The 18,541-nt window shown below is 65.1% G+C and carries 17 protein-coding genes and 1 pseudogene; 11 read left to right on the top strand and 7 right to left on the bottom strand.

All coding sequences use genetic code 11. The annotated features are described in order from the left end of the window. Window positions 1–97: 97 nt before the first annotated feature. Complete coding sequence (locus L0U80_RS18305; protein ID WP_373322222.1) at window positions 98–1,054, top strand: DMT family transporter; 957 nt, start codon at window positions 98–100, stop codon at window positions 1,052–1,054. On the opposite strand, the gene L0U80_RS18300 is transcribed toward L0U80_RS18305, so the two are convergent. Continuing rightward, on the bottom strand, window positions 1,051–2,352 hold the full coding sequence (locus L0U80_RS18300; RefSeq protein ID WP_233868008.1) for an MFS transporter: 1,302 nt from the start codon (window positions 2,350–2,352) through the stop codon (window positions 1,051–1,053). The genes L0U80_RS18305 and L0U80_RS18300 overlap by 4 nt on opposite strands. A gap of 165 nt (window positions 2,353–2,517) precedes the next feature. On the opposite strand from L0U80_RS18300, the gene L0U80_RS18295 reads away from it, so the two are divergent. The 8 genes from L0U80_RS18295 to L0U80_RS18260 are packed head-to-tail and all read left to right on the top strand — an operon-like array spanning window position 2,518 to window position 9,565. Next, complete coding sequence (locus tag L0U80_RS18295; protein WP_233868004.1) at window positions 2,518–3,279, top strand: GntR family transcriptional regulator; 762 nt, start codon at window positions 2,518–2,520, stop codon at window positions 3,277–3,279. A 7-nt stretch (window positions 3,280–3,286) separates the two neighbouring features. Next, window positions 3,287–4,960: a malonate decarboxylase subunit alpha gene (gene mdcA, locus L0U80_RS18290; RefSeq protein ID WP_233868000.1), complete on the top strand. Its 1,674-nt coding sequence runs from the start codon at window positions 3,287–3,289 to the stop codon at window positions 4,958–4,960. Between the two features lie 5 nt (window positions 4,961–4,965). Continuing rightward, window positions 4,966–5,943, top strand: coding sequence for a triphosphoribosyl-dephospho-CoA synthase (locus L0U80_RS18285; RefSeq protein ID WP_233867997.1), 978 nt, complete (start codon window positions 4,966–4,968; stop codon window positions 5,941–5,943). Next, window positions 5,931–6,245: a malonate decarboxylase subunit delta gene (locus L0U80_RS18280; RefSeq protein ID WP_233867994.1), complete on the top strand. Its 315-nt coding sequence runs from the start codon at window positions 5,931–5,933 to the stop codon at window positions 6,243–6,245. Before L0U80_RS18285 ends, L0U80_RS18280 begins: the two co-directional genes overlap by 13 nt. Beyond that, window positions 6,242–7,132: a biotin-independent malonate decarboxylase subunit beta gene (locus L0U80_RS18275; RefSeq protein WP_233867991.1), complete on the top strand. Its 891-nt coding sequence runs from the start codon at window positions 6,242–6,244 to the stop codon at window positions 7,130–7,132. Before L0U80_RS18280 ends, L0U80_RS18275 begins: the two co-directional genes overlap by 4 nt. Beyond that, complete coding sequence (gene mdcE / locus L0U80_RS18270; protein WP_233867989.1) at window positions 7,129–7,953, top strand: biotin-independent malonate decarboxylase subunit gamma; 825 nt, start codon at window positions 7,129–7,131, stop codon at window positions 7,951–7,953. Before L0U80_RS18275 ends, mdcE begins: the two co-directional genes overlap by 4 nt. Further along, the gene (locus L0U80_RS18265; RefSeq protein WP_233867988.1) at window positions 7,953–8,630 is read left to right on the top strand and encodes a malonate decarboxylase holo-ACP synthase; all 678 of its coding nucleotides are present in this window, start codon (window positions 7,953–7,955) and stop codon (window positions 8,628–8,630) included. Before mdcE ends, L0U80_RS18265 begins: the two co-directional genes overlap by 1 nt. Continuing rightward, complete coding sequence (locus L0U80_RS18260) at window positions 8,627–9,565, top strand: malonate decarboxylase subunit epsilon (protein ID WP_233867986.1); 939 nt, start codon at window positions 8,627–8,629, stop codon at window positions 9,563–9,565. Before L0U80_RS18265 ends, L0U80_RS18260 begins: the two co-directional genes overlap by 4 nt. Window positions 9,566–9,698: 133 nt before the next feature. On the opposite strand, the gene L0U80_RS18255 is transcribed toward L0U80_RS18260, so the two are convergent. Beyond that, complete coding sequence (locus tag L0U80_RS18255) at window positions 9,699–10,298, bottom strand: alpha-ketoglutarate-dependent dioxygenase AlkB family protein (RefSeq protein WP_233867984.1); 600 nt, start codon at window positions 10,296–10,298, stop codon at window positions 9,699–9,701. A gap of 120 nt (window positions 10,299–10,418) precedes the next feature. Then, the gene (locus L0U80_RS18250; protein ID WP_233867982.1) at window positions 10,419–10,742 is read right to left on the bottom strand and encodes a hypothetical protein; all 324 of its coding nucleotides are present in this window, start codon (window positions 10,740–10,742) and stop codon (window positions 10,419–10,421) included. Between the two features lie 395 nt (window positions 10,743–11,137). Between L0U80_RS18250 and L0U80_RS18245 the strand changes: the two genes are divergently transcribed. Next, complete coding sequence (locus L0U80_RS18245) at window positions 11,138–12,292, top strand: metallophosphoesterase (RefSeq protein WP_233867979.1); 1,155 nt, start codon at window positions 11,138–11,140, stop codon at window positions 12,290–12,292. 135 nt (window positions 12,293–12,427) lie between these two features. Then, window positions 12,428–13,513: an AI-2E family transporter gene (locus tag L0U80_RS18240; protein ID WP_233867976.1), complete on the top strand. Its 1,086-nt coding sequence runs from the start codon at window positions 12,428–12,430 to the stop codon at window positions 13,511–13,513. A gap of 18 nt (window positions 13,514–13,531) precedes the next feature. On the opposite strand, the gene L0U80_RS18235 is transcribed toward L0U80_RS18240, so the two are convergent. The 4 genes and pseudogenes from L0U80_RS18235 to L0U80_RS18220 form a co-directional block, all read right to left on the bottom strand. After that, window positions 13,532–14,971 carry a heavy metal sensor histidine kinase gene (locus L0U80_RS18235; RefSeq protein WP_233867973.1) on the bottom strand — a complete coding sequence of 480 codons (1,440 nt, stop codon included), beginning with the start codon at window positions 14,969–14,971 and terminating at the stop codon, window positions 13,532–13,534. After that, window positions 14,968–15,657: a heavy metal response regulator transcription factor gene (locus L0U80_RS18230; protein WP_233867970.1), complete on the bottom strand. Its 690-nt coding sequence runs from the start codon at window positions 15,655–15,657 to the stop codon at window positions 14,968–14,970. Before L0U80_RS18230 ends, L0U80_RS18235 begins: the two co-directional genes overlap by 4 nt. Window positions 15,658–15,750: 93 nt before the next feature. After that, complete coding sequence (locus tag L0U80_RS18225; RefSeq protein ID WP_267954844.1) at window positions 15,751–17,352, bottom strand: efflux transporter outer membrane subunit; 1,602 nt, start codon at window positions 17,350–17,352, stop codon at window positions 15,751–15,753. After that, window positions 17,349–18,540: pseudogene (locus L0U80_RS18220) on the bottom strand (efflux RND transporter periplasmic adaptor subunit). Before L0U80_RS18220 ends, L0U80_RS18225 begins: the two are co-directional and overlap by 4 nt. Window position 18,541: the final 1 nt, after the last annotated feature.

Raw genomic sequence — 18,541 nt, 5'->3', positions numbered from 1 at the left:
TCAGCGGCGTTGATGGAATTCTTCAATTTAATTCGTTTGCCGACGCCCCGCAACTGACGAATACTGGCCCGGTTTCCACTCCCCCTTTGCGTCACCGATGCCAGCCATGAAAACCGACCACCACGCCAGCCAGAAGCAGGGCGTCCTCATGCTCGCGAGCGGTGGGCTGCTGATGGGCACGATTGGCGTGTTCGTCGAAGAAGCCCGGCTCGGCGCGATGACGCTCGTATTCTTTCGCTGCCTCTTCGGGATGCTCGCGCTCGCCGCGTACTGCCAGTACAAGGGATGGCTCTCGCCACGTCATTTCACGCGCCGCACGCTGGGGCTCGCACTCGTGACGGGCGTGCTCATGGTCACGCAGTGGGTGGCGTTCTTCGACTCGATTCATCGCACGAGCATCGCCGTTGCGACGGTCGTGTTCCATGTGCAGCCGTTCTGGGTTGTGTTGATCGGCGCCGCACTTTTCAACGAGCGGCTAGGCGCGGACCGTCTTGGCTGGATCGGCATCGCGTTCGTGGGGCTCGTGCTCGCTTCAGGCGTGCTTGCCGAAGGTAGTCTTCAAGGCCATCAGCGCTATTTGATCGGCATTGGCGAGGCGCTGGGCGGATCGGTGCTCTACGCGAGCGTCACGCTGATCGCGAAACATCTCCGCGACTTGCGCCCGCATCTGCTCGCGCTCACGCAATGCGCGGTTGGCACGGTTTGCCTGCCACTCATTGCGCCGTTCTTCGCCGCGCTCGAACTCACGCATATTTCGGCTGCGCAGTGGGGCTGGCTCATCGGTATGGGCGTCCTGCATACCGGCCTTTCGTACGTGCTGATTTACGGCGCCCTGCCGAAGCTCACGACACCCGTGATCGCAGTGTTGTTGTTCGTCTATCCGCTCACGGCGATCGCAGTCGATGCGCTCGTGTATGGACGCGCGCTGAGCGTCGCCCAACTCGCGGGCATGGTGTTGATCGTAGTTGCGAGCCTCGGCGTCAATCTCGGCTGGCGCCTGTTTCCGCCGATGCTCGCGAAAGCGCGGCGCGAGGCGCCGCGCGCAGACACTTAGCCCGGCAGTACCTCACCCTTCGTTTCCGGCGCGAACGGGATGATGAACAGCCCCACGACGAACGCGATTGCCGTGAGTGCGACCGGCACGCCCAGCGTGTGCATGTTCAACACCGCAGCGCCGAGCACGAAGTTCACGCCCGCCCCGACGAAACGCCCAACCGACGTGCAGAAAGCAAACGCCGTGGCACGCACGCGCGTCGCGAATTGCTCCGGCAGCCAGAGGCTGAACAGCGCGAAATTTCCGCCGAAAAAGCCGAGCACGAAGAGCAGCGCCATGAACGGCACGAGCCCGTTTTCGAGGTAAAAGGCCCAGCCGAAGCTCGCCGCGATCGACACGGCCATGCCCGCAAAATAGATCGCAAGCGTCCACTTGCGGCCGATTCGTTCGGCCATCGGCGGCAGCGCGAGGCAACCGAGAATCGTGCCGATGGACAGGAGGCCCGTCGCGATTGACGCCGTGCGCATTGCGTCGGCCTTGCTCGCACCAGCCTTCGTCGCGAGTTGAATGACCGCGGACGGCTCGTAGACGGCACCCGCCCACAAACCGATGATCGCGATGGTCAGAAGCGTGCAGGCCACAAAGGTGCGCTTGCGATACTCAGCACTGAAGATCTCGCGCAGCGGACTGCCGCGATGCACGTGGCTCGCCTCCGACTTCTTCCACTTGGCCGGCTCCTCGACGCGCGTGAGCACGAGAATGGCAACAACGACCGGAAGCGCACCGGTCAGGAACATCGCGCGCCAGCCGAAATGCACGCCGACCGTATAGTTCAGCGCGGCAGCAATGAAGAAGCCGGCGTAATAGCCCGTCTGCAGATAACCCGCGCCCATCTTGCGCCGGTCCTCGGGCCACGATTCAGCGACATACGTACCCGCCAGCGCCCACTCGCCGCCGATGCCTACGCCCGCGAGAAAGCGATAGATGCCGAGCTCCCACACGCTGTGCGCGGTCGCAGCGAGACCGGTGAAGATCGCGAACATGAAGATCGTGCCGGCCAGCACGCGCGTGCGCCCGAAGCGGTCAGCGAGCGGCCCCCAGATGAAGGACAGACCCCACCCGACCAGGAACAGCGCAAAAAGAATCGAGCCCGCGAGCCCGATGTTGGCGGGGGTGGCCGCATAGCCCGAGCGCGGCAGCAGCTCGGTAAGCGCCGGCGTGAGCACGAGCGCGTAAATGAAGGAGTCCATGCCATCGAGCGTCCAGCCTGCCCAGGCACCCCAGAAGCCCGCGATCTGCGAACGGTTAAGCGGCGTCTTGCCAGACGTTCGCCTTACTACCTCGGATACTGAATTCATGTGGTCCTCTCTCTCCTTTGCGCAGGCCGCCTGGCATCTGGCGGCAGCGCAGATTTATCTGCACGTCTATTTGTATGAAGAACTCCCTGTTCCCCGGTTTACGGCACCTTCTCGTTCGGCTTGACGGCTTTCCTAATCTCTTTTTTATATATAATATGTGATCTCATGAGCGACACAACGAATGGTTTTCCCCTGGACGGCGACGATACGGCGACCGGTCTGCCGGCCGTGGCAGCGCCGCGCACCAGCACGACGCGCATGATCGCGGACGCCCTGCGCGACGCCATCGTGTCGGGTGCGCTCGCGCCCGACGCGCCGCTGCGCCAGGACGCCATCGCGCGACACTTTTCGGTCAGCGCAATTCCTGTGCGCGAAGCGCTGCGCCAGCTCGCAAGCGAAGGCTGGGCGAAGATCGAAGTGAACAAAGGCGCGAGCGTTGCGTCGCTTTCCGCGGACGAAGCGCGCGAGATCTACGAGATCCGCTCGGCGCTGGAGAGTCTCGCGCTCGGACTCGCGATGCCCAATCACACTGCGCAGTCGCTGCGCGAAGTGCGTGCGCTTGCCACGGCGGCAAAAGGCGAGCGCGATCCTTCGCTCTACGTCGCGCGCAACGAGGCCTTCCACATGGCGCTTTACGCGCCTTGCGGGCGCCCGCAACTGCTTGAAATGCTCGCGTCGCTGCACCGTCGCGGCGAGCGCTACCTACGTCTGAAATTCGGCTTTCCCGAGTACAAGGGCGAGTCCGATGCCGAGCACGCCGAAATTCTTGCCGCGGTGAAGCGCGGCGACGTCGCGGCCGCTCAGGCGCTCGCGGCCGCGCATCTGCTAGGCACGGGTGAACTGCTCCATCGTTTCCTTACCGAACGCGCCGCGGCCAGGCCCGCTACAAAGAAGCCGCGCGCCAAGTCTTCCCGCTCACGGAGCTGAACCGCCGATGAAGCCTCTCGCCGTTACGATCGACCAACCTGAATTCACACCGCGCTCGTGGACCACGCGCCGCGACGAAAAGAACCGCCGCCTCGCCACCGTCGCCGGCTGGCTCGAAGACGGTGTGCTGCCCGCCTCGCGCATGACCGAAGCACTCGAACTGCTGATCCGTCCGGGCGACCGCGTCGCGCTCGAAGGCGACAACCAGAAGCAGGCCGACTTCCTCTCGCGATCGCTCGCCAAGGCGGACCCGGCGAAGCTCAACAATGTGCATCTGCTGATTTCGAGCATCAGCCGCCCCGAACACCTGACGCTCTTCGAGCGCGGCATCGCGCACCGCGTCGATTTCGCCTTCGCCGGGACGCAGAGTCTGCGTGTCGCGCAACTGCTCGAAGACGGGCAGCTTGAAATCGGCGCGATTCATACTTACGTCGAGCTTTACGCGCGCATGTTCGTCGACCTGACTCCGCAGGTCGCGCTGCTCTGCGCCGAAAAAGCCGATCGCCACGGCAATCTCTACACGGGCCCGAATACCGAGGACACGCCGACCATCGCCGAAGCCGCCGCGTTCAGCCATGGCATCGTCATCGTGCAGGTGAACGAGATCGTCGATGAACTGCCGCGCGTCGATATTCCCGGCTCGTGGGTCGATGTCGTCGTAGAGGCCGATCGTCCGTTCGCGGTCGAACCGCTCTTTACGCGCGATCCGCGCCACATCGGCGACCTGCAGGTGCTCACTGCGATGATGGTCATCAAGGGCATCTACGCGCCGTATGGCATCACGGCGCTCAATCACGGCATTGGCTTCGACACAGCCGCGATCGAACTACTGCTGCCCACGTACGGCGAATCGCTCGGACTCAAAGGCAAGATCTGCCGCAACTGGACGCTCAATCCGCATCCCACGCTGATTCCCGCCATCGAATCGGGCTGGGTGGAGAGCGTGCATTGCTTCGGCAGCGAGGTGGGCATGGAGGCGTATATCGCCGCGCGCCCCGACGTGTTCTTCACGGGCAGCGATGGCAGCCTGCGTTCGAACCGCGTGCTGTGCCAGCTTGCCGGGCAATACGCCGTGGATCTGTTCATCGGCTCGACGCTGCAGATCGATGCTGACGCCAATTCTTCCACTGTCACGCGCGGGAGGCTCGCGGGCTTCGGCGGCGCGCCGAACATGGGCCACGATCCGCGCGGCCGCCGTCACGCGAGCGAGGCGTGGCTCAAGCTGCTCAAGAACACCGGCCCCGTATCGCGCGGCCACAAGCTCGTTGTCCAGCTTGCGGAGACGTGGAAAAAAGGCGGCGAGCCGACGTTCGTCGATGAACTCGATGCCATCGCCGTCGGCCAGAAAAGCGGCATGCCGGTCGCGCCGGTGATGATCTATGGCGACGATGTGAGCCATGTCGTCACCGAGGAAGGCATCGCGCATCTGCATCGCGCAGAAGGTATCGACGAACGGCGCGCGGCACTCGCGGCTGTCGCGGGCGTGACACCGATCGGTCTGCGCGCGCAGGCGCAAAAGACCGAGGAATTGCGCCGCCGCGGCATCGTGCAGTTCCCCGAGGATCTCGGCATCCGCCGCGGCGATGCGAAGCGCTCGCTGCTCGCGGCGCGCAGCATCGACGATCTCGTGACGTGGTCGGGCGGGCTCTATACGCCGCCCGCGCGTTTTCGCAGTTGGTGAGCGCGATGCGTACGCTTGCGCTGGACACACACACCGAAGGTTCCGCCGTTCCGTTTGCGCGCGATCCGCACACGCGGTTCGATACGCTGGATGCCACGTCCTGCGCCGACGCCGAACTCGCACGCTTCGCGCGCGATGCCCTGATCGACGAAGCACGACTCACGCCGAAGCCCGCGCTCGTGGACGCGCGCGGCAGCGGCGCGCATAACGACCTCGATCTCGCGACGATGCTGCGTTCCGCTCACGCGCTCGAGCCGACGTTCCGCGCACTCGCGCGCGCTTCGCGCGGCGCGGCGCCGGGCGTCGCATTGCGCACCGATCTCGCACGTATCGGCCGCTATGGCGAAGTCGCGATGATGCACGCGACGAACGGCAGCAATGCGCATCGCGGCGCGATCTGGATTGTCGGCTTGCTCGTGGCGGGCGCGGCGATCGTGCATACGCCATTCGCCGCCGATGGCAGTGCATACGCACACGCGGCGCTCATCTGCGAAACGGGCGCGCAGATCGCCCGTTTTGACGACCTGCTCGCACGCCCGTCCAACAGCAACGGCGAGCGCGTGCGTCTTCAGTACAACGTGGGCGGAGCGCGACGCGAAGCGCAGGACGGTTTCCCCCATGTGATGCGTGCGGGCCTGCCCGCACTCCACGCGGCGCGCGCGCAAGGCCACAGCGAAAGCACGGCTCGCGTGGAAGCCCTGCTCGCCATCATGGCGTCACTCGACGATACCTGCGTGCTGCATCGCGCCGGGCTCACGGGCCGCGACGCGGCACAGGCGGGCGCACAACGTGTGCGCGACGCGGGCGGCATCGCCACACCAGCGGGCCGCGCAGCATTCGACGCACTCGAACATTCGCTGCTCGCGCTCAACGCATCGCCGGGCGGTGCAGCCGATCTGCTTGCCGCGACGCTATTCATCGACAGACTGGTTCAGCACCGCATCGGCGGCTTTGCATGGGATGAGACATCATGGAACAACTGACATTCGACTATCCGGCGCAACGCGCCGTGACGACGCGTGCGCATGTGGGCGTCGTCGGCTCAGGAGATCTCGAAGTGCTGCTTCAGCCAGCGGACACGATGCGCGCGCGCGTCGTCGTGCATACGAGTGTGGATGGCTACGGGCACATCTGGAAGAGCGTGCTAGACCGCTTCTTCACCCGCTACGACGGTGCCGCAGAAATCGAAATCAATGACTTCGGCGCCACGCCGGGCGTCGTATCGCTACGGCTCGCGGAAGCTGTTGAAGCGGCGCAGGACGCGGCGCAAGGAGCACAGTCATGAATGCTCGACAGCAAACCGCGCAAATCCCGACCCGTGCCCTGCTGCGCGAAAGCTACATCGAACTCACCGCGCGCGAGCGCGCCCGCGCCGTCCTCGACGCGGGCTCATTCCGTGAGTTGCTCGGCCCGTTCGACCGCATCGAATCGCCGTGGCTGCCGCTGCAGGGCATCGTCTGCCAGGCCGACGACGGCGTCGTGATCGCACGCGGCACCATCGGCGGCGAGCCCGCCGTGGTCGCCGCCATCGAATCGGCGTTCCAGGGCGGCAGTATCGGCGAGGTGTCGGGCAGCAAGATCGCTGCGGCGCTCGAACTCGCGCTCGCCGACTGCGAGCGCGGCAAGATCGTGCGCCCCGTCGTGTTGTTCGAAACCGGCGGTGTGCGCCTGCAGGAAGCCAACCTCGGCCTCGCGGTGATCTCCGAGATCCAGGCTGCGATCGTCGCGCTGCGCCGCCACGTTCCCGTCGTCGGCGTGATCGCGGGCATGGTGGGGTGCTTCGGTGGCATGTCGCTCGCGGCGGGTCTATGCTCGTATCTCGTGATGACGAAGCAGGGACGACTCGGCATGAACGGCCCCGAGGTGATCGAGCAGGAAGCCGGCATCGAAGAACTCGATGCAAGCGACCGACGCCATGTGTGGCAGTTGATCGGCGGTGAGCAGCGCTCTGAGACCGGTTTTGCCGATGCGCTCGTAGAAGACGCGGTGGATGATGTGCATCGGGCCGTGCGCGAAGCGTTCGCATGCGGTGTGCCCGAAGCCCACCGCACCGAGCAGGTCGAGGCGTGGCTCGCGAAGCTCGCGCAGATCGATCCTGCCACCGTCGCACCCGAAACGATGCGTGCCACGTTCGACGCCACGCCCCTCACGTCCCGCGGAGAAATGGTATGAACGATATGACTCTGACCCGCGGCGCGCGCTGGCTGCGCACCCTCGCAGGCGAGCGCGCTCTTGAAGGACAACGCGGCCCCGTGCGCTACGCCGATGCGCCGCTCGGCGGCGAAACGGCGCGCTTCATCGCTGTCGTGCCGGCCCCCGAAAACCGCTTCGTGCGCGCGCGCGACAACGTCGTGGGCCTCGAACAGGGTTGGCGGCTTGCGCAGGCCGTGCGCTCGGCCATCGCCGAAGATTCCGCCGGTGAAACGCGCCGGCCCATCGTCGCGATCGTCGACGTGAAGAGCCAGGCATACGGTTATCGCGAGGAAATGCTGGGCATCCACCTCGCCTGCGCCGCTGCCGTCGATGCGTATGCAAGCGCGCGGCTCGCGGGGCATCCGGTGATCGCGCTGATCGTCGGACCTGCGATGTCGGGTGCGTTTCTGGCGCACGGCTATCAGGCAAACCGCATCGTCGCGCTCGACGCCGAAGGCACGATGGTTCATGCGATGGGCAAGGAAGCTGCCGCGCGCGTCACGCGTCGCAGCGTGGAAAGCCTCGACGCGCTCGGCGAAAAGATCGTGCCGATGTCGTACACGATGACCTCGTTCGGCAAGCTCGGTTTGCTCGACCAGTTGATCGAAGACGTCGATGCGGATGCGCCGAACGCCGAGCAAGTCGCACACGTACAGCACGTTCTTGCACAAATGGCGCGCGAGGCACGCGCGGACAAGCGCGATCTCTCGCACCGCTTGCGAAACGATGCGGCAAAGCGCACGCGCGCGGCCTCGATCGAGGTCCGCCAGCGCCTTGCGCAGCAATGGGACGCTAACTGATGCGCGAGTGCGCCGCACCGCCGTTCGCCGCCGACGCACCGCGCGTCGACGATGCACGCTGGCGCGCGCACGATCTGCTGCGCGTTGCGCGGCTCGCCCGGGTGGACAACGAACCCGACTGGGTGCGCGAAGCGCTTGTGCGTGCGCCCTGGGCCGTTGTGCGACGCGCGCAGGCGGCGGATGGATTCGTCGCCGTCGGCATACGCGGGGCGACGCGTGCGCAACGGTTCGGAACGTGGCTGCATCATCAGGACATCGAAGCAATCTGCTCGCCCGAAGATTTATTGGGCGTTTCGCCTGTGGACGACCGTGTCGCGTTGCCCGCGTTCGCTGCGCTCGCGGTGCTGCGTGCATCGCCGTCCGCGCTGGACATTTATGCGTGGGGCCCAACGGGTAGCGCAGGCTTTGAACTCGCGACCGGCACGCCGACGATTTCTGCGTCGAGTGATCTCGATCTGCTGATCCGTATGCCCGACCGCCCCGCTCCTGCCGCAATCGGCGCGCTCGCGGATCTGCTCGCCCGTGCGGCCGAGCGCGCTGGCACACGCGTCGATGCCCAGGTCGAAACACCGGCGGGCGGCGTCGCATTTGTCGAGCTAGCCGCGCGCAAACCGCTCGTGCTCGTGCGAGCCAGCGACAACCCGCGGCTAGTCGAAGATCCCTGGCGCACACCATGACACTCGCCTGCCTCTTTCCCGGCCAGGGCGCGCAAAGTCCCGGCTTTCTGCATCGGCTGCCTTCGCACGAGGCCGTGCGCACGACGATCGAAGAAGCATCCGCGACGCTCGGCATGGACGTGCTCGCGCTCGACAGCGCGGACGCCTTGCGATCCACCGTGGCCGTCCAAATCGGGCTGACTGTCGCCGGCGTCGCCGTTGCGCGCGCGCTCGCTAGCGAAGGGCTCGTGCCGGACTTCTGCGCCGGCCTGTCGGTGGGCGCGTATCCGGCTGCCGTTAGTTGCGGCGCAATCGCGTTCGACGACGCACTGCGTATGGTGAAGAAGCGCGCCGAACTCATGGAGACCGCGTGCCCATCGGGCTACGGGTTGACAGCGATTTCCGGACTCAGCGAAACACAGATCGAAATGCTCGCGACCGATCTGGTCAAGGACAACGGATCACGCGTGTACATCGGAAACGTCAACGCCCCGCGCCAGATTGTCGTCGCGGGTGCAGACGCCGCGCTCGATGCCTTCGCCGCCCGCGCACTCGCAGCCGGCGCTCGCAAGGCACAACGAATCGACATCGCAGTTCCTTCGCATTGCGAACTATTAGCCTCTGCTGCAGACCAGCTAGTGGCATGGTCGAAGGACATCCCGTTTCGCGCGCCGCACAGCGTCTATGTCGACAACCGGGGCGGCCGCCCACTCCACGACGGCGAAGCGATCCGCGCCGACCTCGCCACCAACATGCGCCACACGGTGCGCTGGTTCGATGCGATCACGGTGATGATCGAATCGGGTGCGAGCGTGCTCGTCGAGGCGCCGCCCTCGCAGGTCCTCACCGACATCACCCGCGACCAGTTTCCGGACGTCACCGCGCTGGCCGCGTCCACCTTGCCGTTCGAGCGATTGACGGCCATCGTGCATCGGCGCCTTGCCGAGGCCATCTGAATCCACGCCGACGAGTGCGCATTTATGCGCATAAATTTTTATATTTCTTCAAGGGCCGGAACGGGGGCACGATTACCAATCTGGCAAACGGCACCAACTCACACCGTTTTCCGCCAAACTGGCGACAAATAGCTCACTTCTTCCTCAATTCCGGCATAACGACCCGAAACGTCAGATTGACGCGCTCCCCGCTCACGACAGGTTCCTTCGGCACACGATGACGCCACTGCGCCTGGGTTTGTCCGCGCATCACGAGCAGGCTGCCGCTCGTGAGCCGGAACGAGCGCACGACGCCGGTCGCGTTATGGCGCAGGTCGAAACGCCGTGTCGCGCCGAGACTCACCGACGCGATGACAGGCTCCACGCCCAGTTCGGGTTCGTGGTCGGCGTGCCAGCCCATGCTGTCCGCCCCTGTCCGGTAGCGGTTCAGCAGCACGCTGTTAAAACGTACGCCGCAGATGGCATTGACTGCATCGCGCAATTCGGCCACCGCAGGCGTCCACGGCTGCGGCATGTTTCGGATTCCTGAGTAAATGTAGACGGCGTCCGGTTCGCCGAGCCACGCCGTGAGCCTCGGCTGGTCAACCCAGCCGCCGGGCGTGCGAATCCGTTCCTGCCGCCACTGCGTTTCGGCGACTATGCGCGCAAGCAGGGTTGTCGCCTGTTCAGCCGTGAGCCATGCGGGATGCCAGGCGACGTCGGGCTGCGGGGCGTCGTCGAAGAGATCGAACATTGGAAGCGCTGACTCGAGAGCAATTAAGGAAGTACGTGCAGTGTCGCACGGCAAGCGTGACAAGCACGCCAGGCGCCCCGCCCCGGCGCGCGAAAGCTGGAGAACCGGCACGCGCCGCGCTCAGGTGAAGAGAGCGAAGTAGAACACCACTGCGCCGATCACAGCGCCAATAAAGCAGAACCCCTCGGGCGTGGCGTCGTTGGTGCGAGAGCGCAGCCAGCCGCCCACAAAGCCGAACAGCCCCGCAATGCCCAGCGTGACGAACACCATCACGACGTAGAACAGCGCACTTCGGCCAAGCTCGGAGATGTCGATGCTCCTCACGGCGAGATACAGCGCCAGCGCCATCAACGACAACACGACCATCGGCAGCATGACATGGCTGCTCTCGTAACCGACATGACGACCATGGTGCCCCTGCTCAACAGGCTTCGTAATTCTCATGACCTGTCTCCCCTACAGCGCCCGACACTGCGCGGGCGTCGATTCGAGGATAGTTCATGGAGAGCAGCCACTCAATGGACGTTTAATAGTCTGACTTACAGTCTGCAAACAATGTTCGCGAGATCAGCTTCCACGGCATTTCCCAAGGTCACGCTGTCATGCCGATGCGGCGCCGCACACACCACACGGCTCGCTAGTTTTTCGAGGACGTGTGATACCAGCGCCCTGAGCGGCGGACCGTTAGTTGCAATTAAACCGCGTCGCGGCACGCCTCCCGCCAGCCGCCTGGCCGGCTCCGGCACGTGAACGCACTTGCCGGTAGAATGCTTCGCAGCCGGCGCTGCCCGGCATTTCGCACGCCGCCTTTCTCGCGCCTTTGCGTCCTTTGGCCAGCCATGCCACGACTCTCATTCTTCGTCCGCTTCATCACCATCGGCGTGCTGCTGCACGTCTATGTTGGCCTCCGTCTGATCCCCGATCTGCCCACGCCCGCATCGGGCAAGTGGCTCGCGGCGCTGTGGCTGGTGCTGTCGTGCCTGCTGATCCCGCCGGGCATGCTCGCGCGAGCGATCAAGCACCCGCTCGGCGACCGCCTCGCCTGGGCCGGCATGCTCGCGATGGGTTTCTTTTCGTCCCTGCTCATGCTGACGATCGCGCGCGACATCGTGCTGGCCTCGCTGATGAGCATCGACGCGCTCTGGCCGCACAGCGTGAATCTCGCGGCCTGGCGAACGGGTAGTTCGGCAACGGTGATCGGCCTTGCGCTGCTATCGAGCGCGTTCGGGTTCTTCAACGCACGGCGGCGCGCACCGGTGCGTACTGTCGACGTGCCGATCCGCGGTCTGCCCGCTGCGCTCGACGGCTTCACGATCGTCCAGTTGAGCGATATTCATGTCGGTCCGACCATCAAGCACGATTACGTCGACGCTATCGTGCGCGCGGTGAACCAGCTCGACCCGGACATCGTCGCGATCACGGGCGACGTGGTGGACGGCAGCGTCGCACGGCTCGCGCACCACACGGCGCCGCTCGGCAGGCTGGCTGCGCGCCACGGTGTCTACGCGGTCACGGGCAACCACGAGTACTACTCCGGCGCCGACGCGTGGGTCGCCGAGTTCCGCCGCATCGGCCTCACTGTGTTGATGAACCAGCACGTCGTGATCGAGCACGGTGGCGCGCGCCTCGTGCTGGCAGGCGTCACCGACTACACCGCGGACCATTTCGATCCTGCGCAGCGCAGCGACCCGGCGGCGGCACTCGCGGGCGCGCCGAAAGACATCAATACACGCGTGCTGCTGGCTCACCAGCCGCGCTCGGCCCACGCAGCCGCCGATGCGGGCTTCACGTTGCAACTGTCCGGCCACACGCATGGCGGCCAGATCTTTCCGTGGAATTTCCTCGTGCGCCTGCAGCAGCCGTTCACGGCGGGGCTCGCGAAGCTCGGCAGCCTGTGGGTCTACACGAGCCGCGGCACGGGATACTGGGGGCCGCCGAAGCGGCTCGGCGCGCCATCGGAGATTACGCGCGTACGGCTCGTCGGTGCGAACTGAATAGCAGAGGGACCGTAAATCGCGCTGCGTATCCCGCGTGCGCGTTTCTGCGACGGGCCGCGTGGGTCACCCGCTATCATGGGCGGCAACGTCACCCATTCGCCCCTTGTCCGGCCCGACAGGAATCCACTGCCCATGAACGGCAACAAGAATCTCCACCAGGCGTCGTTCTATCTTCTGCTGCTCGCCGTTTCCATCGCGCTTTGCTTCGTCCTCGCGCCGTTCTTTAGCACCGTGCTGTGGGGCACCATACTCGCGGTGATCTTCCAGCCCGTGCAACGCTGGCTCGTCGCGCGGCTCGGCGGCCGCCGCAATCTCGCTGCCCTGCTCACACTCACGATCTGCGTCGTGATCGTGATCCTGCCGCTCACTTTTGTTACAGGCACGCTGATCCGGGAGATTTCCCAAGCGTATGCGCTGGTGAGGTCGGGCAGTCTCGACGTCGGTGCATTCTTCAGCCAGGCCGTCCATGCGTTGCCGCAGTCGGTGCAGAATCTGCTCGAACGTTATGACCTGATGGATCTGCCCGGACTGCAGCAGCGTCTCTCGGCCGGTGCCGCGCGAATCAGCCAGTTCGTCGCGACGAGCGCGCTGAGCGTCGGACAGATCACGTTGCAGGTCGTGGTGAGCTTCTTCGTGATGCTCTACATGTTCTTTTTTCTCGTTCGTGACGGACGCGAAATTTCACGGTACGTGCGCGACGCCATCCCACTCGACGAACTGCACAAGCAGCATCTGATCCGCAAGTTCACCACGGTCATCCGTGCGACGGTGAAAGGCAATCTCGCGGTGGCGTTCGTGCAGGGCGCGCTTGGCGGCATCGCGCTGTGGGTGGTGGGGATTCAGGGCGCCGTGTTGTGGGGCTTCGTGATGATGCTGCTGTCGCTCTTGCCCGCCGTGGGTGCGTTCCTCGTGTGGGGACCCGTGGCGATCTACCTCTTCTCGACGGGTGCGATCGCGAGGGCACTCGGCCTCGCGATCTTCGGTGTGTTCGTGATCGGCACGATCGACAACATCCTGCGCCCCGTGCTCGTGGGCAAGGACACGCGACTGCCCGACTGGGTCGTGCTGATCTCGACGCTCGGCGGCATCTCGCTCATCGGCGTAAACGGCTTCGTGATCGGGCCGCTGATCGCCGCCCTCTTTATCAGTTGCTGGGATTTGCTGCGCCGTGACCTGCACGCGCAAGAAAGCACCGACGTCGACAAAAAGCCCGACTGAGCCACGCGAGCGCGTGTATCACGGCGAGACGTGCAACGGCAGTCCCGCGCGCCCGCGGCGCTCCTTTTCCGACTCGATCGCCGCGGCGACCGGCGTGCCATCGACGGCCACGGAGAAGCCAAACGTATTCACGCCGTTCGCGCTACGCACGAACACCGTGCCGCCATGCATTTCAGCCACCGCTTTCACGATCGACAAACCGAGCCCGTGATTCTCGTGGCTGTTCGAACGTGCCTCCTGGATGCGGTAAAAGCGGTCGAAAATGTGCTCGCGCACAATCGGATCGAGCGGCTGGCCCGGATTCGACACGGCGATTTCGACATGGCCGTCCTGCGGCGCGATGGTCGCCTGCAGCGTCGTGCCAGGCGCCGAATGCTGAATGGCGTTGACGAAAAGATTGCTCACGGCGCGCCCAATTAGCGACGTGTTGACCCACGCACGCGCGTCGCCTTGCACCTCGACGCGCAGTTGCGCTTCTTCAAGCGGCATTTCCAGAAAGTCCAGCATGCGTTCCACTTCGGCACGCAGCGACACTTCGGCAAGATCCGTCGCGCGCTCTCCCCGATCGCTGCGCGAAAGGAACAACATGTCGTTGACAATCACGCGCAATCGTTCGAACTCCTCCAGATTCGATTGCAGTGTCTGGCGCAGTTGCAGCACCGAACGGTCTCGCGTGAGCGCAACCTGCGTCTGTCCGATCAGGATGCTGACCGGCGTGCGCAGTTCGTGGGCCACGTCGGCGTTGAACGATTCGAGGCGCCCGTACGACTTGTCGAGTCGTTCGAGCGCGCCGTTGAACGAACTCGCCAGGTCGTGCAGTTCCTCGGGCAGTTCGTCCGTGCGCAGGCGCTGCCGCCGGTTCGACGGACTCACTTGCGCCGCCTCGCGCGAAAGCCGCGTCAGCGGCGCGAGGCCGAATCGCGTGACCACGCGGCTCAGGAGCGCGACTGCGATCGTGGACATCGCGATCAGCAAGCCAAGCACGATGCCGAAACGCCTCAGCATCAACTGCGTACGCTCGCAGTCGCTCGCGACCACGAGCCTCACCTCGGGCCGGTCGCCACTGGCGGGCACCGTGGCGCTCGTCATGAGCACGTCGAAATCGCTGCCGGGCGGCCGCACGCGCTGGTGATTCGCTCCCAGAGTGTCGACCACCTCGCCGACGATCGGTGTGCCGAAGCGAAACCGTGGATCGGGTCCCTCGACGTAGTAATGCATGCGGCTGTCGGCGGGAGACAGGTCGCGCAGTTTCTCCTGCACGAACGCCCACTTTTTGACATCGGGCGCGTGCGCCACGATCAGCGCCGCGATGCGCGCGCGCGTATCAAGCGTCTCGCGCGCCTCATTGAAGAGCTGATTCTTCATCAACAGGAACAGGCCCGTTCCCGTGAGCGTGAACACGACGAGCGACACCGCTGCGAACATCGCCGAAAGCCGCAGCGAAATCGAGCGTTTCATGATGACTGGCCTCCGTCCTCGCGCACTTCGAGCACGTAGCCCATTCCGCGAATGGTGTGCAGCAGCTTCGCCGCATGCGGGCCGTCGAGCTTCGCGCGCAGGCGCTTGATCGCCGTTTCGACGACGTTCGCGTTGCTCTCGAAGTTAACATCCCAGACGAGTTCGGTAATGAGCGTCTTCGAGAGAATCTCGCCGCGCCGTCGTGCAAGCACGGACAGCAGCTGAAATTCCTTCGCCGTGAGGTCGAGCCGCACGCCGTCGCGTGTCGCGCGCCGGCTGATGAGGTCCACCTGGAGATCGCCCACCGAGATCAACGTCGACTCCTGCGCGCGCGCGCGGCGCGTCAGCGCGCGCAGCCGCTCGACGAGTTCGAGGAACGAGAACGGCTTCGTCAGATAGTCATCGGCGCCGTCGCGCAGACCGTGCACGCGGTCGTCGACACGATCACGCGCAGTCAGCATGATGACCGGCGTGTCCTTCTTCGCGCGCACCGCGCTCAGCACGCCGAAGCCGTCGAGCTTCGGCAGCATCACATCGAGCACGATCACGTCGAAGTCGTACTCCGTGGCCATCCACGCGCCTTCCTCACCGTCCAGCGCGACATCGACGATCCAGCCCTGCTCGCTCAACCCGCTGCGCAGGTAGTCCACGACCTTGCGCTCGTCTTCGATTACCAATACCTTCATGCCCGTTCCTCCTCTTCGCGCGGCTGCTTGTGTCTGCTTGCGCGCGCCACGCGTGTGCCACACGCAACGGCGATGGCCAAAACGCCCCGCGCGCTAGCGCGTTTCGAGCGCCGCAGCCAGCGAGGCATCGCGCGTTGCGGCGTCCGCTGTGTTGTTTGCACCTGCTTTTACGTTCGCTGCGTTGGCGTTCGCTGCGTTGGCGTTCGTATTCCGAGCCCCCGCTGCCAGCGCGCCTTCTTCGACACTCCATCCGCCGCCCAGCGCTTTCGCCAGAAAAACCACCGTCGCCACCTGCTGACCATGAATCTGCACTTCCTGACGCTCGCTGGCAAGTAATTGCTGCTCGGCATTCAGCACGTCGATGAACGCGACGAGCCCACCCTGATAGCGTGCGTTCGCGAGTTCGAAAGACTGGCGCGCGTCGTCCACGGCCGCCTGCCCATCGCCCGATGCGCGATCCAGCACGGAGAGACCCGTCACCGCATTCTGCACCTCCTGAAACGCGGTCAGCACGGTCTGCCGGTACGTGGCCTGTGCCGACTCGTAACCAGCCTGTGCAAAATCGACGCCTGCCGCACGCTTGCCGCCGTCGAACAGGACTTCGCCCGCCGTCGCGCCGAGCGACCACATGAGGCTCGGTACGCTGAACAGATTGGCAAAACGTGTCGATTCCCAGCCGATACTGGGCGAAAGCGTGACGTCAGGGAAGTACGCCGTGCGAGCCACACCGATCTGCGCGTTAGCCGCCGCCATGGCGCGCTCGGCGGAGGCGACGTCTGGCCGCCGCTGCAGCAGCTCGCTCGGCAAGCCCGTGGGCAGCGCCGGCACCGGCAGTGGCGTGACAATCTGCGTAACCGTGAACTCAGGCGCCGCCTTACCGATCAGCACGGCGATGGCGTGCTCGTCCTGCTGACGCTGATTCTCCAGCAAGTGCACCTGAGTCTTCGTCGCCGAGAGTTGCGCCTTTTGCTGCAATACATCGAGCCCCGACACTGCGCCGAGATCGTGCTGCGCGTTCACAAAATCGAGTGCTTTCTGCTGCAATGCCACGGAGCGGTTCACAACGTCGATTTCGTCGTCGAGCTCGCGCAGCGCGAAATAATCGGTCGCGAGTTCCGCAGTGAGGACGAGGCGCGCGTTAGCGAGATCATCGCCGGCCTGCTGCGTCGATGCCTGCGCGGATTCGACCATGCGCCGGATGCGCCCGAACAGGTCCAGCTCATAGCTCGCAGTGGGGCCGATTTTCAGATCGTTCTGCACGGTCGACATATTCGGCGTCGCGTAGCTCATTTGCGGGCGGTTCGCAGAGACGCGCGCGCGTGCAGCGCTCGCATCGAGCGCCACTTGCGGCGCCTGTTGCGACGACACCGAAGCCAGCGTCGCACGCGCCTGTGCGTAGTGCGCGGCGGCGACGCGAAGCGTCTGGTTTTCGGCTAGCGCCTGCTGTTCGAGGTCGTTCAGTTGCGCGTCGTCGAACGCCTTCCACCATTGCGGATCGAGCGGCGCGTGCGAAGGCTGTGCCGCTCGCCAGTACGCATCGGCAGAATCGACGCGCCACGCCGCTGGACTTTCGGTCTGCGGCGCGCGGTAATCAGGGCCAACGATGCAGGCCGCGAGACCGATTGCGGCGATCGCTGCAAGGCTGCCGCGAACGGGTGCGCGGAGGTGCACCTTCGCTTTGCACACGGTTTTCAAGTCGTGCTCCGCTTCGCTGCTGCGCCCGCGCTGCCCGCCGGGTTCGGGCCTGGTGCAACCACGGTGACGCTGTCACCATCGGCGATCGAATCGCTCGGATTGAGCACCACGCGATCCGCCGCGTCGAGCCCATGCCCGATCACAAGCGTCTGCCCAAGATCCTGCGCGATCTCGACGCGCTTGAGCTTCACTTTCCCGTCCGCCCCCACGACGGCGAGGTGCGGGCCTTCCGCGCGGAAGAGCAGCGTGTTGCCCGGCACGCTCAAGAGCCCCGTCGAATCGGTCTTGAGCGCAGCCTCGACATATGCGCCCGGCAGCAGTTTGCCGTCGTGATTCGGCAGCGTGATTTCCACTTGCAGCGTGCGCGTCGCGACGTCGATTGCCTGCGACGTGCGCGTGACCGTGCCCGCGAACGTCACGCCCGGCATCTCCTGCTGCGTGACGCTCACTTGCTGCCCCACCGCGACCTGATGCGCGTAGGTCTGCGGCACGTCGACGTAAAGCCGCAACTGATCGGACTGCGCAATCGCGAAGAGCGCGCGACCCGAACCGCCGTTGCCCGCGTTCACGAGGTCGCCGATATCGACGTTGCGCTGCGTGATGACGCCAGTGATAGGCGCGACGATACGCTGGAAGCCCTTCATTTCCGTGAGCCTGCGCACGTTGGCATCAGCGGCGGCCAGACTCGCGACGCCCTGGTTGTACGCGCCCTGGCGATCGTCGAGTTCCTGCTGCGAAACCGCATCGCGCTGCCGCAATTGCTGTGCGCGATCGAACGAGGTCCTGGCGAGCGCGAGCGTCGAAGCAGTCTGATCGCGCTGCGCCTGCGCCTGTGCGAGTTCCTGATCGATCTCGGGCGTATCGATCTGCGCGAGCAGCTGACCCTGCTGCACGTGCGCGCCGATATCGGCATACCAGTGCAGCACATAGCCGTTTGCGCGTGAATAGATCGGCGCCTCGACAAAGCCGCGCAAACTACCCGGCAGTACGATGCGTCCATCCGAACCGGCGGCGACCGGTTGCACGACGCTGACGTATTGCGTTGCGCTTCGTGACATCGGCGAGATGATGCGTGTTCTGCAGACTCGAGACGATCGTGCGAGCCGCGCCCGCTGCGAGCAGCAGCGCAACGGCGATCACCGCCAGCCGCGCGCGCTTGCCCGCCTGATTTCGCCCCGGCAGATCCATG

This window comes from Paraburkholderia adhaesiva (assembly GCF_021390575.1).
GTDB lineage: Bacteria > Pseudomonadota > Gammaproteobacteria > Burkholderiales > Burkholderiaceae > Paraburkholderia > Paraburkholderia adhaesiva.
This window is presented reverse-complemented; position numbering and strand designations above follow the sequence as displayed.

Bases quoted from the DNA above. Each gene is read 5' to 3' on its own strand.
- L0U80_RS18305 (WP_373322222.1), top strand. From the start codon at position 98: ATGCCAGCCATGAAAACCGACCACCACGCCAGCCAGAAGCAGGGCGTC.
- L0U80_RS18300 (WP_233868008.1), bottom strand. From the start codon at position 2,352: ATGAATTCAGTATCCGAGGTAGTAAGGCGAACGTCTGGCAAGACGCCG.
- L0U80_RS18295 (WP_233868004.1), top strand. From the start codon at position 2,518: ATGAGCGACACAACGAATGGTTTTCCCCTGGACGGCGACGATACGGCG.
- mdcA (WP_233868000.1), top strand. From the start codon at position 3,287: ATGAAGCCTCTCGCCGTTACGATCGACCAACCTGAATTCACACCGCGC.
- L0U80_RS18285 (WP_233867997.1), top strand. From the start codon at position 4,966: ATGCGTACGCTTGCGCTGGACACACACACCGAAGGTTCCGCCGTTCCG.
- L0U80_RS18280 (WP_233867994.1), top strand. From the start codon at position 5,931: ATGGAACAACTGACATTCGACTATCCGGCGCAACGCGCCGTGACGACG.
- L0U80_RS18275 (WP_233867991.1), top strand. From the start codon at position 6,242: ATGAATGCTCGACAGCAAACCGCGCAAATCCCGACCCGTGCCCTGCTG.
- mdcE (WP_233867989.1), top strand. From the start codon at position 7,129: ATGAACGATATGACTCTGACCCGCGGCGCGCGCTGGCTGCGCACCCTC.
- L0U80_RS18265 (WP_233867988.1), top strand. From the start codon at position 7,953: ATGCGCGAGTGCGCCGCACCGCCGTTCGCCGCCGACGCACCGCGCGTC.
- L0U80_RS18260 (WP_233867986.1), top strand. From the start codon at position 8,627: ATGACACTCGCCTGCCTCTTTCCCGGCCAGGGCGCGCAAAGTCCCGGC.
- L0U80_RS18255 (WP_233867984.1), bottom strand. From the start codon at position 10,298: ATGTTCGATCTCTTCGACGACGCCCCGCAGCCCGACGTCGCCTGGCAT.
- L0U80_RS18250 (WP_233867982.1), bottom strand. From the start codon at position 10,742: ATGAGAATTACGAAGCCTGTTGAGCAGGGGCACCATGGTCGTCATGTC.
- L0U80_RS18245 (WP_233867979.1), top strand. From the start codon at position 11,138: ATGCCACGACTCTCATTCTTCGTCCGCTTCATCACCATCGGCGTGCTG.
- L0U80_RS18240 (WP_233867976.1), top strand. From the start codon at position 12,428: ATGAACGGCAACAAGAATCTCCACCAGGCGTCGTTCTATCTTCTGCTG.
- L0U80_RS18235 (WP_233867973.1), bottom strand. From the start codon at position 14,971: ATGAAACGCTCGATTTCGCTGCGGCTTTCGGCGATGTTCGCAGCGGTG.
- L0U80_RS18230 (WP_233867970.1), bottom strand. From the start codon at position 15,657: ATGAAGGTATTGGTAATCGAAGACGAGCGCAAGGTCGTGGACTACCTG.